The organism is Flavobacterium sp., from assembly GCF_028712645.1.
In the GTDB taxonomy this organism is placed as follows: Bacteria; Bacteroidota; Bacteroidia; order Flavobacteriales; family Flavobacteriaceae; genus Flavobacterium.
In genome coordinates this window covers 1-17,199 of the sequence record NZ_JAQTPQ010000005.1, presented here as the reverse complement: position 1 = coordinate 17,199, position 17,199 = coordinate 1, and the positions used below count along the sequence as shown (strand labels likewise).

Annotated in this window: 16 protein-coding genes and 1 pseudogene; 13 read left to right on the top strand and 4 right to left on the bottom strand. The window is 32.8% G+C overall.

Going from position 1 to position 17,199, the window contains the following annotated elements:
- Window positions 1-34: 34 nt before the first annotated feature.
- The gene (locus PHC28_RS00715; RefSeq protein WP_300095523.1) at window positions 35-331 is read right to left on the bottom strand and encodes an isoamylase early set domain-containing protein; all 297 of its coding nucleotides are present in this window, start codon (window positions 329-331) and stop codon (window positions 35-37) included.
- A 239-nt stretch (window positions 332-570) separates the two neighbouring features.
- Here PHC28_RS00715 and PHC28_RS00710 point away from each other — a divergent pair, with 239 nt between their 5' ends.
- The 4 genes from PHC28_RS00710 to PHC28_RS00695 all read left to right on the top strand — a co-directional run bounded on the left by PHC28_RS00710 (window position 571) and on the right by PHC28_RS00695 (window position 2,974).
- Window positions 571-912: a 2TM domain-containing protein gene (locus tag PHC28_RS00710; protein ID WP_300095520.1), complete on the top strand. Its 342-nt coding sequence runs from the start codon at window positions 571-573 to the stop codon at window positions 910-912.
- A gap of 3 nt (window positions 913-915) precedes the next feature.
- Window positions 916-1,401 (top strand): dihydrofolate reductase, encoded by a 486-nt coding sequence (locus PHC28_RS00705; RefSeq protein ID WP_300095517.1) that lies wholly within the window; start codon window positions 916-918, stop codon window positions 1,399-1,401.
- Between the two features lie 123 nt (window positions 1,402-1,524).
- A complete protein-coding gene (ubiE, locus tag PHC28_RS00700) occupies window positions 1,525-2,256 on the top strand; it encodes a bifunctional demethylmenaquinone methyltransferase/2-methoxy-6-polyprenyl-1,4-benzoquinol methylase UbiE (RefSeq protein ID WP_300095515.1) in 732 nt (243 codons plus the stop codon).
- A 1-nt stretch (window position 2,257) separates the two neighbouring features.
- Window positions 2,258-2,974, top strand: coding sequence for a porin family protein (locus PHC28_RS00695; protein ID WP_300095512.1), 717 nt, complete (start codon window positions 2,258-2,260; stop codon window positions 2,972-2,974).
- A gap of 5 nt (window positions 2,975-2,979) precedes the next feature.
- Here the strand turns inward: PHC28_RS00695 and PHC28_RS00690 are convergent, their stop codons facing one another.
- Window positions 2,980-3,708 (bottom strand): RNA methyltransferase, encoded by a 729-nt coding sequence (locus PHC28_RS00690; RefSeq protein WP_300095509.1) that lies wholly within the window; start codon window positions 3,706-3,708, stop codon window positions 2,980-2,982.
- A 36-nt stretch (window positions 3,709-3,744) separates the two neighbouring features.
- Here PHC28_RS00690 and PHC28_RS00685 point away from each other — a divergent pair, with 36 nt between their 5' ends.
- The 3 genes from PHC28_RS00685 to accD all read left to right on the top strand — a co-directional run bounded on the left by PHC28_RS00685 (window position 3,745) and on the right by accD (window position 8,388).
- Window positions 3,745-6,300: a BamA/TamA family outer membrane protein gene (locus PHC28_RS00685; RefSeq protein ID WP_300095506.1), complete on the top strand. Its 2,556-nt coding sequence runs from the start codon at window positions 3,745-3,747 to the stop codon at window positions 6,298-6,300.
- Window positions 6,301-6,363: 63 nt separating this feature from the next.
- Window positions 6,364-7,431 carry a class II fructose-bisphosphate aldolase gene (gene fbaA / locus PHC28_RS00680; protein WP_300095504.1) on the top strand — a complete coding sequence of 356 codons (1,068 nt, stop codon included), beginning with the start codon at window positions 6,364-6,366 and terminating at the stop codon, window positions 7,429-7,431.
- Window positions 7,432-7,533: 102 nt separating this feature from the next.
- Window positions 7,534-8,388 (top strand): acetyl-CoA carboxylase, carboxyltransferase subunit beta, encoded by an 855-nt coding sequence (gene accD / locus PHC28_RS00675; RefSeq protein WP_300095501.1) that lies wholly within the window; start codon window positions 7,534-7,536, stop codon window positions 8,386-8,388.
- Window positions 8,389-8,479: 91 nt separating this feature from the next.
- On the opposite strand, the gene PHC28_RS00670 is transcribed toward accD, so the two are convergent.
- Entirely contained in the window at window positions 8,480-9,733 is a 1,254-nt protein-coding gene (locus tag PHC28_RS00670) for an ABC transporter permease (RefSeq protein ID WP_300095497.1), read from the bottom strand.
- A 164-nt stretch (window positions 9,734-9,897) separates the two neighbouring features.
- On the opposite strand from PHC28_RS00670, the gene purH reads away from it, so the two are divergent.
- The 6 genes from purH (at window position 9,898) to rodA (ending at window position 17,070) form a co-directional block, all read left to right on the top strand.
- The gene (gene purH, locus PHC28_RS00665; protein ID WP_300095494.1) at window positions 9,898-11,424 is read left to right on the top strand and encodes a bifunctional phosphoribosylaminoimidazolecarboxamide formyltransferase/IMP cyclohydrolase; all 1,527 of its coding nucleotides are present in this window, start codon (window positions 9,898-9,900) and stop codon (window positions 11,422-11,424) included.
- A gap of 53 nt (window positions 11,425-11,477) precedes the next feature.
- Entirely contained in the window at window positions 11,478-12,506 is a 1,029-nt protein-coding gene (locus PHC28_RS00660) for a rod shape-determining protein (protein ID WP_300095491.1), read from the top strand.
- 62 nt (window positions 12,507-12,568) lie between these two features.
- Window positions 12,569-13,390, top strand: a complete 822-nt coding sequence (mreC, locus tag PHC28_RS00655) for a rod shape-determining protein MreC (RefSeq protein ID WP_300095488.1) — start codon at window positions 12,569-12,571, stop codon at window positions 13,388-13,390.
- Complete coding sequence (locus tag PHC28_RS00650) at window positions 13,383-13,889, top strand: rod shape-determining protein MreD (RefSeq protein WP_300095485.1); 507 nt, start codon at window positions 13,383-13,385, stop codon at window positions 13,887-13,889. Before mreC ends, PHC28_RS00650 begins: the two co-directional genes overlap by 8 nt.
- Window positions 13,886-15,817, top strand: a complete 1,932-nt coding sequence (mrdA, locus tag PHC28_RS00645; RefSeq protein WP_300095482.1) for a penicillin-binding protein 2 — start codon at window positions 13,886-13,888, stop codon at window positions 15,815-15,817. Before PHC28_RS00650 ends, mrdA begins: the two co-directional genes overlap by 4 nt.
- Before the next feature lie 17 nt (window positions 15,818-15,834).
- Complete coding sequence (gene rodA / locus PHC28_RS00640; RefSeq protein WP_300095479.1) at window positions 15,835-17,070, top strand: rod shape-determining protein RodA; 1,236 nt, start codon at window positions 15,835-15,837, stop codon at window positions 17,068-17,070.
- A 1-nt stretch (window position 17,071) separates the two neighbouring features.
- Here rodA and PHC28_RS00635 read toward each other — a convergent pair.
- Window positions 17,072-17,199 (bottom strand): annotated as a pseudogene (locus PHC28_RS00635) (DNA/RNA non-specific endonuclease); the annotation flags it as partial.

The window sequence follows — 17,199 nt, the reverse complement described above, 5'->3', positions numbered from 1 at the left end:
CTATCGTTTTTTTAGGACGGGACAAAAGTAAAGATTAAACAGTTAAAACACCGTTTTCAGCTCCTGCAAATTCATTCCATTTGTAAGAATCAGCTTCGCTGTCGTTTACATAAACACCGTCAATCACGTATTTGAATTCGTAAGACGCATCTTTTGGTAAATCGAAAACTCCTTTGAAAGTTCCGTTTTTCAATTTTGACAATTCACCATCAGCAGGATTCCAATTATTAAAATCTCCTACAACTGATGCAACATTTGCTTCTTTAGCTTCTACCGAAAAGGTAACTTTACAAACCGGTTTTGTTTTTATAACTTGTTTCTTTATTGACATAACTATTTCATTTTTAGAATTATGTAACAAAGAAAATATTTTTTTTTGGACATCCAATATTTAGAATGAAGATTTAGGACTATGGCAAAAACTTCCTTAATTTTTAATCGTATTCCTAATTTAAAATAGATAAAATTTTCATATTCCAAAACCAAAAACGTTTTCTCGTTAAATAATCACGAATCAAAATTAGTGACGAATCAAAATAAATTTTACCTTTATGAACTAAATTCTGATTAATGGAAAAAGAACAGCACGAGCAATACGAATATGCTAGAAAAAGGTTAAATCAAAAAAAAAGGCTCTATTTTCATTTTGTTTTATTTCTCTTAGGAAGTATCTTTTTATCTTTGGCGAATCATTTTGACGCTTTTGGTTATACTACAAATTGGGCAATTTGGGTAATTACTGTTTGGACTTTCTTATTCATTTTGCACTTCATTAAAGTGTTTATCACAGATCGCTTTATGAATAAAAACTGGGAAAGAGAACAGATTGATAGGCTTGTTACTCAACAACAACGAAAAATTGACCAATTGCAAAAACAAGTCGAAGACGAACCCTCAAACAAACCACAATAAAATATGATCATCATCATTGCGGCTGTCGCCGAAAACAATGCTTTAGGAAAAAACAATGATTTACTTTGGCATTTGCCTAATGATTTCAAACGCTTCAAGACACTTACTTCAGGACATCATATTATTATGGGAAGAAAAACTTTTGAAAGTTTCCCTAAACCTTTACCAAACAGAACACACGTCATAATAACACGACAAAAAGATTTTGAGTACGAAGGATGTATTGTAGTTCCAAATCTTGAAAAAGCTATTGCAGCCTGCCCAAAAAATGAAGACTTATTCATTATTGGCGGAGGCGAAATTTACAAACAATCCATTGATTTAGCTGACCAACTCGACATTACAAGAGTGCATCATTCGTTTGATGCTGATGTCTATTTCCCAGAAATCGACCCAACGATTTGGGAATTGACTTCTGAATCATTTCAGCCAAAAGACGAAAGACACCTTTTTGACTATACTTATCAAACATTTGTTAGAAGAAAATAAACTACTTAATTCAACCTCAGATTTTCCGATTTTATCAAAAATAGAAGAAAAAAAATCTGTGAATCTGCGGTTAAATTTATATTATCCAAAAATCTAGTTTACCTTTGCCTCAAATTTTAAAAAATGTCAAAAAACATAACCCCCTATAAAGATTCCACTTTAAGCAAAAAAGAACAAGTAGCCACAATGTTCGACACTATTTCAGGCAATTACGACAACCTCAATCGGGTTATTTCTTTTGGAATTGACGTTAAATGGCGCAAAAAAGTGTTGCAAATTGTAAGCAAATCTAATCCTAAAACAGTTTTAGACATTGCAACAGGAACTGGTGATTTGGCGATATTAATGGCACAAACCAAGGCTGAAAAGATTATCGGATTGGATATTTCGGCAGGAATGCTTGAAGTGGGGAAGAAAAAAATTCAAGAAAAAAACTTAGCCAACACGATTGAAATGGTTTTGGGCGATTCAGAAAATATACCTTTTGAAGACAGTTATTTCGATGCTATTACAGTTGCTTTTGGCGTTAGAAATTTCGAAAATCTTGAGAAAGGATTAGCTGAAATAGTAAGAGTTTTGAAACCTAATGGCGTTTTTGTGATTCTCGAAACTTCGGTTCCAGAAAAATTTCCGTACAAGCAAGTTTATACTTTTTATAGTAAAAATATTCTTCCCATCATTGGAAAACTATTCTCAAAAGACAATGTTGCTTATGGATATTTATCAGAATCCGCGGCAGCCTTCCCTTATGGAGAGGCGTTGAACAATATTTTGAAAAAAATTGGGTTTATAGATGTTGTAGCTTTGCCGCAAACATTTGGTGTAGCAACAATTTATTCAGCTTCCAAAAAATAATATGAAAAAAATAATTGTCTTACTTCTACTTGCCTTGACCATAAAAGGATATACACAAACCAAAGGTATATTTAGTAAGGATCCAATTATTAATCTGGAAAATTTTCAGAAACAAAAACTATATTTTGGTTTTTACTTGGGATTCAATTCCTATGACTTCAAAATAAATTACAAAACCGTTGGAGAGAACATTCTCATAAAAAAAAACACTGGTTTCAATGTGGGTCTTGTAGCCGATTTGAAGCTTCAAGAATATGTGAGTTTGCGTTTTGAACCTGGTTTATATTATACGCTGAGAGTTTTTAATTATCCCGACAGCTATTTTGCAACGACACCTACATCTTCTCAGAAAATCAGGGAAGTAAACAGCACTAATATTCACTTTCCGTTATTGCTTAAATTTTCTTCACTCAGAACAGGAAATATTCGTCCTTACATTCTAGGTGGAGTTTCAGCAACATTAAATTTGTCGAGTAATTCGAAATCAAAAGATGATAATTTAGAAAATCGTTTCAGGGTAAAACCTTGGACTACGAATTATGAGTTGGGTCTTGGTATCGATATTTTTTCGGAATATTTTATTTTCTCTCCTTCTATAAGAGGTGTTTTTGGAATTAATGACGAATTAATTCGCGATAATGACCCCAATAGTCCTTGGACAGGAAACATAGAATCGATGAAAACCAGAGCTGTTTTTATCAATTTTACCTTTCACTAGAAAGATTAATTATTTCTTCTAAATTCGCTTAGAACAATTGCGGTGGCAGTTGCTACATTCAAACTTTCTGTTTTTTGGAGATTGCCAAAACGAGGAATGGTAAGCCTGTTTTTGATTGTTTTTTCAAGTTCCGGCGAAATTCCGTTGGCTTCATTTCCCATAATGATGATTCCTTCTTGTGGAAAAACGGATTTATAAATATTTTTTCCGTCCATAAAAGTGCCGAAAACCGGTAGTTTAGTTTTACTAATAAAAGAAACCAAATCTATATAATTAACATTGACTCTGGCGATGGAACCCATTGTTGCTTGAACTACTTTTGGATTATAAATAGCAACAGTCTCTTTCGAACAAATGAGCTGGTCAATACCAAACCAGTCACACATTCGCAAAATGGTTCCTAAATTTCCAGGATCACGAATAGAATCTAGAGCGAGAATTAGTCCTGATTCTTTTATGTTTTTTTCGGCAGGGATTTTAAATAATGCCAAGCAGGAATTGGGAGTCGAAAGGGCACTAATTTTTTTCAAATCACTTTCGTGAATTAGTGTCTTTTTAGCATTCGGAACTTCCTCAAAATCATTTTGAGTTGTGTACAAATGTTCTAATTCAAAGTTTGATTCTAGCAATTCTTGAATTACCTTTATGCCTTCGGCAAAAAATAATTGATGGGCAAATCGATATTTTTTTTGCTGCAAACTCGTTATAAGTTTTATTTGGTTTTTACTAACCATAAAAAATGTACTTTTGAATTAAATATTTGAGAACACTTGAAAAAGATTAGCACAAAAATAGCAACATTTATTGTAATAGGAATAATTATCTCGGCTTGTAATACCGTGAGAAGAGTTCCAGAAGGCAAACAACTTCTTACCAAAAATGAAATTTTGGTAAATAATAAGGCCGTAAAGACTGAAGATGTTATTAATCAATTGTATCAAAAACCAAACAGCAACATCCTAGGCTATCGATTACGATTAAATTTGTTTAATCTAGCTAATCCAAATCCTGACTCGACTTTTCAAGCTAAATTTACCAATCACTCAGGCAAATATGAACGAATGTCAAAATTGCTGTCGGCAAAACAAGTTGATAGACTTGGAAAATCTTTTTGGTATCACGGAATACACGATTTCTTAAAAAAAACGGGGGAAGCTCCTATAATCATTGACTCAACAAAATCTGATAGATCCATTGTTCGTCTAAAATATTTTTATTTTAATGATGGTTTTTTTAATGTAAAAGCAAATTATAAGCTAGACAGTCTTAGTGCTAAAAAAGCTAAAATAAAATATTCTATAACAACAGGAAAACCATATATTTTAGATACTATTAAAGCAACCATTAGTACTCAGGTTTTGGATTCAATGTTTCAGTCAATTAAATCTGGTTCTTTCTTAAAATCTGGAAAACAATATAAAATAGAAGACTTCGATAATGAGAAAAACCGAATTACAAATCATTTTAAAAATAATGGCGTATATAATTTTCAACCCACTGATGTAACTTTTGTTATAGATACCCTAAACACTGAAAACAAGGTAAATGTAAATTTAAATATAAACGATTATTCGTATCAAGCGAACGACTCAACTAAAACCGAACCGTTCAAAATATTTAAAATAAGTGATGTAAACATTTACACTGATTATTCTCCAACCAATACAAATTCAAAAATTACCGACAGCACAACTTATAATAATTTCCATTTATACAGTCAAAACAGGCTAAAATACAGACCAAGAGCAATTACTGATGCCATATTTATTACAAAAGGAGGTTTATTTGCTGACAACAAAACCGTTTTGACTTCACGTTATTTGAACAATCTTAAAATTTTTAATTATCCAACCATTCTTTATACGGCAGATAAAAGAGATTCCACCGCTCAATCCTTGATTGCGAAAATTTACTTAACCCCCAGAAAAAAATACAGTTTTGGAACCTCACTTGATGTCACTCACTCAAATATTCAAGACTTCGGAATTGCATATAGCATTTCCGAAACGATTCGAAACGTGTTTAATGGTGCCGAAACACTGGAAATTGCAGGAAGAGGAAATATTGGATCGTCAAAAGATTTGGCAAATCCTCAAAATAATTTCTTTAACGTCTCTGAATATGGAATCGATTTAAAGCTAAATATTCCACGAATATGGTTTCCTTTTAATACTGAAAAAATCATTCCCAAAAGTATGATTCCCTCAACACTCATCTCAACTGGATTGTCATCACAAAGAAACATTGGATTAAATAAAGAGAATCTAACTGGCTCAATATCTTATAATTGGACACCTAAAAAGAATAATACGGCTCGTTTTGATCTTTTGAATATTCAATATGTTCGAAATTTAAATCCAGCAAATTATTTTAATGTGTATGGCACTTCTTATAAAGCATTAAATAATTTAGGAAAAATATACAACACAAATTCTACCTATGTAAACACAAATGGCGATTTGATAATTGAAAGCGGAACAACAGGATTTACAAATGATGTATTAAGCACTACTCCAACCATTTTTCCTAGCGCAGCCGACTATAAAACCATAAATAGTATTGAAGAACGACGAATCAGGCTTACCGAGGATGATTTTATTTTAGCTACCAATTTTACTTTTTCAAAAACCACCAAAACAGATTTACAGGACAATAATTTTTATCTTTTTAGAACAAAAATTGAATCAGCTGGTTCTATATTATCTTTGATTTCAAATGCAGCAAGCTTACCAAAAAACCAAAATGGTAATTATAAAATATTTAATTTAGAATATTCAGAATACATAAAAACAGAATTCGATTATATAAAACATTGGGATTTTTCTAAAGAAAGAATTTTAGCAGTAAGAACCTTTTTTGGAATTGCAATTCCTTACGGAAATTCGAACAATATTCCATTCTCAAGGAGTTATTTCTCGGGCGGATCTAATGACAATAGAGCTTGGCAACCCTACAGCCTTGGTCCTGGAAGCAGCGGAGCCGTAAATGATTTCAATGAAGCCAATATGAAAATTGCAATGAGTGCAGAATATAGATTTAAAATATTAGGCGCTTTAAAAGGAGCGCTGTTTGCAGATGCAGGCAATATTTGGAATGTTTTAGACAATGTAACTGATGAAAAAGCTACTTTTTCTGGAATGAAAGACTTAAAAGAACTCGCTTTAGGTTCAGGATTTGGGCTGCGATATGATTTTAGTTTTTTTATAGTTCGTTTTGATTTTGGATTTAAAACCTACAATCCCGCCAATGAAATCAACAAAAGATGGTTTAATGAATATAATTTTGCACACTCTGTTTTTAATTTTGGAATAAATTATCCTTTCTAATGCTAATTAATTCTTATTTTTGCAAACCATAAAACAATAAAAACAACAACTAAAAAATTTAAAATGTCACACAATATCAAACCAGGCGTAGCTACAGGAGACCAAGTTCAGGAAATTTTTAAATATGCTAAAGAAAAAGGCTTTGCGCTTCCAGCAGTAAATGTAACTGGTTCAAACACAATAAATGGAGTTCTTGAAACTGCAGCAAAATTGAATGCGCCAGTTATTATCCAATTTTCTAATGGAGGAGCTCAATTCAACGCTGGAAAAGGACTTTCTAATGCTGGTGAAAAAGCAGCAATCGCTGGTGGAATTGCTGGAGCAAAACATATTCACACTTTGGCTGAAGCTTATGGAGCAACAGTAATTTTGCATACTGACCACTGTGCAAAAAAATTATTGCCTTGGATTGATGGATTATTAGATGCTTCCGAAAAACATTTTGCTGAAACAGGAAAACCATTATTCTCTTCGCACATGATTGATTTATCTGAAGAGCCTATCGAAGAAAACATCGAAATTTGCAAAGGCTATTTGACTAGAATGAGTAAAATGGGAATGACATTAGAAATCGAACTAGGAATAACTGGTGGTGAAGAAGATGGTGTTGACAACTCTGATGTTGATAGTTCAAAATTATACACTCAACCTTCTGAAGTTTCTTATGCTTATGAAGAATTATCAAAAGTAAGCCCACGTTTTACAATCGCAGCTTCTTTCGGAAATGTTCACGGTGTTTACAAACCAGGTAATGTAAAATTGACTCCAAAAATCTTAAAAAATTCTCAAGATTACGTTCAAGACAAATTCAAAACTGAACCAAATCCTGTTGATTTTGTTTTCCACGGTGGTTCAGGTTCTACATTAGAAGAAATCAGAGAAGGTATTAGTTACGGTGTAATAAAAATGAATATCGATACTGACTTGCAATTTGCATTTACTGAAGGAATTCGTGACTTTATGGTTGACAATATTGACTATTTGAAAACTCAAATTGGAAACCCAACTGGTGCTGACGCTCCTAATAAAAAATATTACGATCCAAGAAAATGGTTGCGTGAAGGTGAAGTTACATTCATCTCAAGATTAGAGCAAGCATTTGCTGATTTGAATAACGTAAATACACTATAAGGTACGAAGTACAATATACGAAGTACGAAGTAAAATAATATTAATAAGAATTTAGAAAAAGGATTTACTTCCAACTTCTAACTTCTAACTTCCAACTTAATTATGGCTTGGTTTAAAAGAACAGGAAAAGGAATTACGACTCCCACCGAGGACAAAATGGATGTGCCAAAAGGACTTTGGTACAAATCCCCTACAGGAAAAGTGATAGATGCGGATGAACTTGCTCGCAACTTATATGTAAGTCCAGAAGATGATTTTCACGTTAGAATTGGTAGCAAAGAATATTTCGAAATATTGTTTGACGATAATGAATTCGTTGAATTAGATGCTAAAATGACGTCGAAAGACACCTTGCATTTTGTAGATACCAAAAAATATTCGGAGCGTTTGAAAGACACAATGGCCAAGACCAAATTGAATGATGCGGTTCGAACAGGAGTTGGAAAATCAAAAGGGAAAGATTTAGTAGTTTGCTGTATGGATTTTGCCTTCATTGGAGGTTCAATAGGTGGCGTTGTGGGTGAAAAAATTGCCCGAGGAGTTGACCACTCTATTAAAAACAACATTCCATTTGTAATGATTTCAAAATCAGGTGGAGCAAGAATGATGGAAGCTGCGTATTCATTGATGCAATTAGCAAAAACATCTGCAAAATTGGCCCAATTAGCCGAAGCTAAAATTCCTTATATTTCTTTGTGTACAGATCCAACAACTGGTGGAACAACAGCCTCTTATGCAATGTTAGGAGATATCAATATTTCGGAACCAGGAGCATTAATAGGTTTTGCAGGACCAAGAGTTGTAAAAGACACTACTGGAAAAGATTTGCCAGAAGGTTTTCAAACTGCCGAATTTGTTCTTGAACACGGTTTTCTAGATTTTATTTCACCAAGAAAAGAACTCAAAGACAAAATTAATTTATATATCGATTTGATACAGAATATTGACGTTAGATAGATTACAATTTTAAATAAAAAGGCTCAAAATTAATACAATTTTGAGCCTTTTTTATCTAGTAAGACAACTGTCATTCCCGAGAAATCGGGAATTACATTCCCGTTCTAATCGCTTCCACAGGATCTAATTTTGAAGCTGAGATAGCAGGAAGAATTCCTGAAATCAAACCAATTACAGCAGCCAATCCAGTTCCTAAAAGAATGTTGCCCATTCCCAGAACAAATTCAAAATCCAAGGCTTTGGTTAAAACCATTGCAATAATCCAAACCATTAACAATCCAACAATTCCGCCAATTACTGAGAGAATAATCGCTTCAAACAAGAATTGAAATAATATAAATTTGTTTTTAGCTCCAAGCGATTTTTGAATTCCTATCAAATTTGTCCTTTCTTTCACTGAGACAAACATAATATTAGCAATTCCAAAACCGCCAACAAGCAATGAAAAACCACTAATAATCCAGCCTACAATGTTCATTTGGGAAATAATTCCATCTATCATATCAGTAAGTCCTGAAAAAACATTAATAAAGAAATTATCTATTTCGCCTGCTTTCAATCCTCTAAAATTTCTCAGTTTTTGGGAAATTTCAGCTTTATAAGCTCCCATATCCACTCCGCTTTGAGGTTTAAATATAATTACATTTACCACTGAATTATTATTATCTCCAAAAATTTGTCTTGCAAAATTTACAGGAATGAAAGCTGAAGTGTCATTGTTATTCCCAAAAGATAACCCACTACCCTTCTTTTTCAAAACCCCAATAACCGTAAACCGTTGACCATATAAACGCACCTTTTTGCCAATAGGTTCAGCATCTTCAAACAGTGATTTTGCAATTTCATATCCTATAACCGTAACTGGAGCAGCAGAATTAGCCTCAGATTCATTATAAAATCTTCCATCTTCAAATTCTAATCCTTGTATATCAATAAACTCGTGAGAAACCGGGACAATATTTACATTTGTTACCGTATTTGATTCGTATTTAATTGACTCTCTATTGGTAAATATTTGGTAACCCACTTGATCCGTATTGGTCATAGCTCCTTTCAAATAGATGTATTCGTCATATTTTACATTGGGAAATTGCTCTCTCTTCCATTGCGGTATTTCCGATGGACCAAAAGACATTTTCATTAAATAAATGGTGTTTTTATCTAAAGTACTCAAATCTTTTGTGATTTTTCTATCCAATGAATCAACAGCAGCAAGCACTGCAATAATTGAAAAAATTCCTATAGTGACACCAAGTAATGACAAAAGTGTACGCAGTTTATTATTGCGCAAAGCATTCAATGCAAAACGGAAACTCTCTGATAACAGCCTAAAATAAACTAGCATAAACCTTTGATTTGTATTATTGTAAAATTCCATAATTTTTTTTCAAAAACCTAATGAAAATTTACTGCTTTATTGGTAGCGTTTTTTAAAATATTGTTACATAAATACATTTGAATTTTATCTCCAAAAAAACTACTTTTGCAAAATATAACTACAACTACATAATGAACACAACAAAAACAATCCAATCTGCATTAATTTCTGTCTTTTCGAAAGATGGTTTAGAGCCAATTATCAAGAAATTACACGAGCAAAACGTAATTTTTTATTCTACTGGTGGTACTGAAGAATTCATAAAAAACCTTGGCATTCCTGTCATTCCTGTTGAAGACGTAACTTCGTATCCATCCATCCTTGGCGGAAGAGTAAAAACCTTGCATCCAAAAGTTTTTGGAGGAATCTTAAATCGTCAAGACAATGAAACTGATGTGCAACAAATGAAGGAATATGATATTCCTCAAATTGATCTAGTGATTGTTGACTTATATCCTTTTGAAAAAACTGTTGCTTCTGGCGCAAGTGAAAGCGACATTATCGAAAAAATTGACATAGGTGGCATTTCGTTAATTCGTGCTGCCGCCAAAAATTTCAAGGATACCGTAATTATTCCTTCGGTAGCTGAATATAGTTTGCTTTTAGATTTGATTAGCAATCAAAACGGCGCAACAACTTTAGAAGACAGAAAATTATTTGCTACTAAAGCATTCCACGTTTCTTCTCATTATGACACAGCAATTTTTAACTATTTTAATACTGACGAAACTATTTTTAAAACCAGTATTGCTGACGGACAAGTTTTGAGATATGGAGAAAATCCACATCAAAAAGGATTTTTCTTTGGTGATTTCGATGCAATGTTCAATAAAGTTCACGGAAAAGAATTATCCTATAATAATTTATTAGACGTAGATGCAGCGGTAAATTTGATTAACGAATTTAAAAATGACGGACCAACATTTGCCATCTTAAAACACAATAATGCTTGTGGGTTAGCCACTAGAGAAACTATTAGTGAAGCTTACAATGTAGCATTGGCTTGCGATCCAACCTCGGCTTTTGGTGGCGTTTTGATTGCCAACACAAAAATAGATGTAGCTACAGCAAATGAAATTAACAAGTTATTTTGTGAAGTAGTGATTGCACCCAGTTATGACGAAGCAGCACTTACTATCCTTCAAGAAAAGAAAAACAGAATAATTTTAATTCAAAATGAAGTTGAATTGCCTCAAAAACAAGTTAGAACTTGCTTGAACGGAATTTTAGTTCAAGAAAGAAATAACATCACTGATACTAAAGCGGACTTAAAAACCGTTACAGTAACAACTCCTTCAGAACAAGAAATAAAAGATTTGATTTTTGCTTCTAAAGTTTGTAAAAACACGAAATCGAACACTATTGTATTTGCAAAAAACGGAACTTTAATTTCATCAGGAACGGGACAAACCTCAAGAGTGGATGCCTTATTGCAAGCTATTGAAAAAGCACGTACATTTGGATTCAGTTTAAAAGGTGCTTCAATGGCAAGTGATGCATTTTTCCCTTTCCCGGATTGTGTGGAAATTGCAAAAAACGCTGGTATAACTGCTGTTATTCAACCTGGAGGATCAATAAAAGACCAATTAAGCATTGATTATTGCAACGAAAATAAAGTTGCAATGGTATTTACAGGAACACGTCATTTCAAACATTAATTTGTTTAGCTTTGTACGTTAGAATTATATAACTTTTAAACCCACTAAAACTTATGGGATTTTTTGATTTCATGACCGAGGATATTGCGATAGACCTTGGTACCGCAAACACTTTAATCATACACAATGATAAAGTTGTTATTGACAGTCCATCAATAGTTGCTCGCGATAGAATATCGGGAAAAATAATTGCTGTTGGTAAAGAAGCCAATATGATGCAAGGTAAAACCCATGAAAACATTAAAACGATAAGACCTTTGAAAGATGGAGTAATCGCAGATTTTGATGCTTCCGAAAAAATGATCAGTATGCTTATCAAAAGCATTCCGGCATTGAAAAAAAGAATGTTTACACCAGCATTAAGAATGGTTGTTTGCATTCCTTCTGGAATTACTGAAGTGGAAATGAGAGCAGTAAAAGAATCCTGTGAAAGAGTAAATGGTAAAGAAGTTTATTTGATACACGAACCAATGGCAGCAGCAATTGGTATAGGTATTGACATTATGCAACCTAAAGGAAATATGATTGTTGATATTGGTGGTGGAACTACAGAAATCGCTGTTATCGCCTTGGGCGGAATTGTTTGCGACAAATCAGTAAAAATTGCTGGTGACGTTTTTACCAATGATATTGTTTATTATATGCGTACTCAACATAATCTTTTTGTTGGAGAAAGTACTGCTGAGAAAATAAAAATTCAAGTAGGAGCAGCAATTGAAGATCTTGAAACCCCTCCAGAAGATATGTCGGTTCAAGGTAGAGATTTACTTACTGGAAAACCAAAACAAGTTGAGGTTTCTCATAGAGAGATTGCAAAAGCATTAGACAAATCGATTCAAAGAATTGAAGATGCTGTTATGGAAACCTTATCACAAACTCCTCCAGAATTAGCAGCTGATATTTACAACACAGGGATTTATCTTGCTGGTGGTGGATCAATGTTAAGAGGTCTTGATAAAAGAATTTCCCAAAAAACAGATTTACCTGTTTACATAGCAGAAGATCCATTAAGAGCTGTTGTGAGAGGAACAGGTATGGCACTTAAAAATATCCAAAAGTTTAAAAGTGTTTTGATTAAATAGAACTTTATCCAACTTAGGATATTCAGTTTATAATTTTACAACATACATTATACAGGTAAAAAATGCAGCAAATATTTAATTTTATATTTAAAAACAGTAATAGATTGCTGTTTTTGCTGCTTTTGGGTATTTCATTATTTCTTACTATTCAATCGCATTCTTATCATAGAAGCAAAATAATAAGTTCAGCCAATTTTTTGAGCGGAGGTGTCTATGAAAAAATAAATAATGTAAGTGAATATTTGAATTTAAAAAGTCAAAACGAGATACTTGCCCAAGAAAACGCGAAATTGAAAGGTCTTCTTTTTAGTCTAAAAGACACCACCTCAATTCCAAAATTAGACAGCATAAAAGGACTACATTCAGATATCTTAGTATCTAAAGTAATTCATAATTCTTATGATTCTTATGAAAATTATTTAACCTTGAATTCTGGAAGTCTGCAAGGTGTAAAACCAGATATGGGTGTAATCAATAGTTTGGGAATTGTAGGAATAATAGACGATACTTCGCCAAATTATTCCACAGTTATAAGCATATTAAACACCAAATTTCGGTTAAACGCAAAACTAAAAAAATCAAACCATTTTGGATCTTTGGGTTGGAATGGTAAAAGTACTGGCTTTGTTCAATTGACAGATATTCCTAGATTAGCTGCCATTAGAAAAGGCGACACCATCGTAACTGGCGGTCAATCCTTAATATTTCCAGAAAACATTAATATAGGAACTGTTTACAAGCGTTACACGAACAAAGAAAACCATTATTATACATTAGACATAAAACTTTTTAATGATATGACTAATTTGGGTCACGTATATATCATCAAAAGTAAAAACAGGGAGGAAATTACAAACTTAGAAAACAGAAGAAAAAATGAATAGTACCTTATTCACCACTATTTTTCGTTTTATACTGTTATTGTCAGTCCAGATTATTATTTTTAATAATATGAATTTTTTGGGCTACATTAGTCCGTTTCCTTATATGCTGTTTATCATTTTATATCCTGTAAACGGCAACAAAACTGGACTGCTTTTGGCTAGTTTTCTTCTAGGATTTATTATGGATATGTTTAGTAACTCGGGAGGAATTCACACAACAGCGTGCATAATATTGGCTTATTACAGACCTTATTTGTTCAAGTTTTCTTTTGGCCTGAGTTATGAATATCAAACCGTAAAATTAAATGATGTATTAACTCCCGAAAGATTCTCGTTTATACTATTTTCAGTTTTAATTCATCATTTTGTATTGTTCGTTTTCGAAGCATTTCAAATCAATTTTTTCTGGAATATTTTGATTCGAACCCTTTTAAGCACACTATTTACTATTATTCTCTGCGTTATAATAATATATCTTATAAAGCCATCTAGAAGATGAGAAAAGCATTGCTCCCTTCATTAATCATAATTGCAACTACCTTGCTTGTAATTAGGATTTTCTATTTGCAAATTGTTGATGATTCCTTTAAATTAAAATCAGACAATAATGCTATTAAAATAAAATATGATTATCCCGAAAGAGGTTATATTTACGATAGAAACGGAAAGTTATTGGTTGCCAATCAGCCTTCTTATGACATAATGGTTATCCCAAGAGATGTTAAAAATATAAATATCCAAGAATTTTGCCAATTATTAGATATTACAAAAGAAGAATTCATAAAGAAATTGGCTAAATGCAAAGTGTATAGCCCAAGACTACCATCCGTATTTTTACCTCAATTAAATAAAAGTGAATTTGCTGCCTTTCAAGAAAAGATTCGAAAATTCGAAGGCTTTTATTTTCAAAAACGTTCTCTTAGGGATTATCAAGTAAATTATGGTGCTAATGTTTTTGGCTTTATTACTCAAGTCAACGAAAAATTAATTGCAAAAAATCCCTATTATAATAGTGGTGATTTAATAGGTATGCAAGGCGTAGAACAGAGTTACGAAGAAATTTTGAGAGGTATCAAAGGGGTAAAATATTTTCAAAAAGATAAATACAATAGAGAAATTGGTTCCTTTAAAGAAGGAAAATACGATACAATTGCAGTGCAAGGTGAAGACATCAATTTGACCATTGACTCCGAACTTCAAAAATACGGAGAAGAATTAATGATTAACAAAAGAGGAGGAATTGTTGCTATTGAACCTAAAACAGGTGAAATTTTAGCACTTGTCACTGCTCCATCTTATGACCCGTCTATATTAGTTGGTCGCCAGCGCTCCAAAAATTACACTTTATTGTATAGAGATTCTATTGCAAAACCACTTTACGATAGAGGATTATTAGCAGAATATCCTCCTGGTTCTCCATTTAAAATTATGACAGGACTTGTAGGTCTTCAAGAAGGAGTAATTGACGAACAAACCACTTTTGTTTGTAATCACGGTTTTGCCTATGCTCCCGGTCGATTTCAAGGATGCCACTGTGGAGGCGGACTACGTGATCTTCACGTTGGAATTTATAAATCTTGTAACGCCTATTTTTCAAATGTTTTTTTAAGAACTATAGGAAAATATAAAGCTCCTTACGCGGTAGATGTTTGGAGCGATCATATACGAAGTTTTGGACTTGGACAATTTATGGGCTACGATTTACCTACTGGTAAAAAAGGAAAAATACCAACTTCAAAAACCTATAAAAAAATGTATCCTGATTGGGGTTGGGGTGGAAAAACTATCATTTCAAACGCCATAGGACAAGGAGAAGTATTGATGACTCCTATCCAATTAGCTAATATGATGTCGGCTGTCGCTAATGAAGGCTATTATTATACACCTCATATTATCAAAAAAATAAAAGGAGAAAAAATTGATGCCAAGTTCACTACTAAGCACGTTACGACAATAGACAAGCAATATTTCAAACCAATGATTGAGGGTTTATTCGATGTTTATAATTTAGGTACAGCATACGCTCTTCGAGTTGAAGGCATTGATATTTGTGGTAAAACAGGAACTGCCGAGAATTTCGCAAAAATTAATGGAGTACGAACAAAACTAGAAGATCACTCTATTTTTGTGGCTTTTGCACCCAAAGATAATCCTAAAATTGCTATAGCAATATTGGTAGAAAATGGAGGTTACGGAGCTACAATAGCAGGACCAATAGCCAGTTTGATGATTGAAAAATATCTTAGAGGAAAAATAACAAGAACTGATTTAGAAAAAAGAACACTTGAAAGAAGTTTACAAGATCGATATGCAAAATTAGGTGGTCTATCCAATGTTGTAAAAATGCAATTAAGAAAGCAAGATTCTATTTTGAAAAGTAAAAAAATAGTTCCAAAAATAGAAATAGATTCCACTAAGGAAAATTAAAAAACGATTCATTTCAAATGAAAAATCAAAGTATAACGAATAACCTCGACTGGATTTGTATCATCATCTACATTATGTTAGTAGTAATGGGATGGTTGAATATCTATTCCTCCTCGTTATCCTCTATTGAAGATACTTATGAAAAACAGTTGATTTTTATTTTATTAACAATTCCGCTAATTTTCATTATACTTTCAATTGACGGAAAGTTTTATGAAAAATATGCGAGTATTATTTTTGGTGTTTCCTTATTATCCTTAGTTGGATTATTTGCCTTTGGAAAAGTCATTGCAGGTCAACGTTGTTGGTATAGTTTTGGAAGTTTTACACTTCAACCTTCAGAATTTGCTAAAGCTGCAACAGCATTGGCATTAGCCAAATATTTAAGTGACACCCAAATAAATTTAAAAGATGTCAACAGGCAAATTCAGGCATTGGCCATCGTATTTCTTCCCGTAATGCTTATTTTACCTCAACCTGATCCTGGAAGTGCCTTGATTTACAGTATTTTCATTATAGTTTTATATCGCGAAGGATTACCTTCTTGGTATGTTTGGACAGGATTTATCACTATACTTTTATTTGTGCTCACACTTGTATTACAACCACAATATGTAATTCTAACTGCATTGCTTGTAATAGTTTTTATTCATTTCAAATCAAGACTTCCAGATAGAAATATTGTATTGAGCGGAATTCTATTTACTCTTATTTCTGGATTTGTATTGTCAGTAAATTATGTTTTCACGCATGTATTCAAACAACATCACCGCGATCGATTTAATATATTACTAGGAAAAACTGTTGATATGAAAGGCATTGGTTATAACACAAACCAATCTGAAATAGCTATTGGTTCTGGTGGATGGTTTGGAAAAGGTTTTCTTGAAGGAACACAAACTAAAGGCGGATTTGTTCCTGAACAACACACCGATTATATTTTTACAACCGTAGGTGAAGAATGGGGGTTTATCGGTTCATTGGTTGTAATTGCTCTTTTTGCGGGATTGTTTCTCAGAATAATTTATCTTGCCGAAAGACAAAAAACAAAATTTAGTCGCGTTTATGGTTATTGCGTTGCTGGAATTTTATTCATTCATTTCTTTGTAAATATCGCAATGGTAGCAGGAGTTTTCCCAACAATTGGTGTGCCGTTACCTTTCTTTTCTTATGGTGGTTCTGGGCTTTGGGGCTTTACCATTTTACTTTTTATTTTCATAAAAATGGATGCCAATAAGGTAAATGAATGGTAAATTAATTAAAACTCCAAGATTTATAATCGCTACTTTTCTCTAAACTATTTTCAATCTTATCATCTAGTTTTGGAAAGAAGTCTATTCCAGTCATTTTTTCGAGGCTATCTACCGAAACCACAAAAGAAT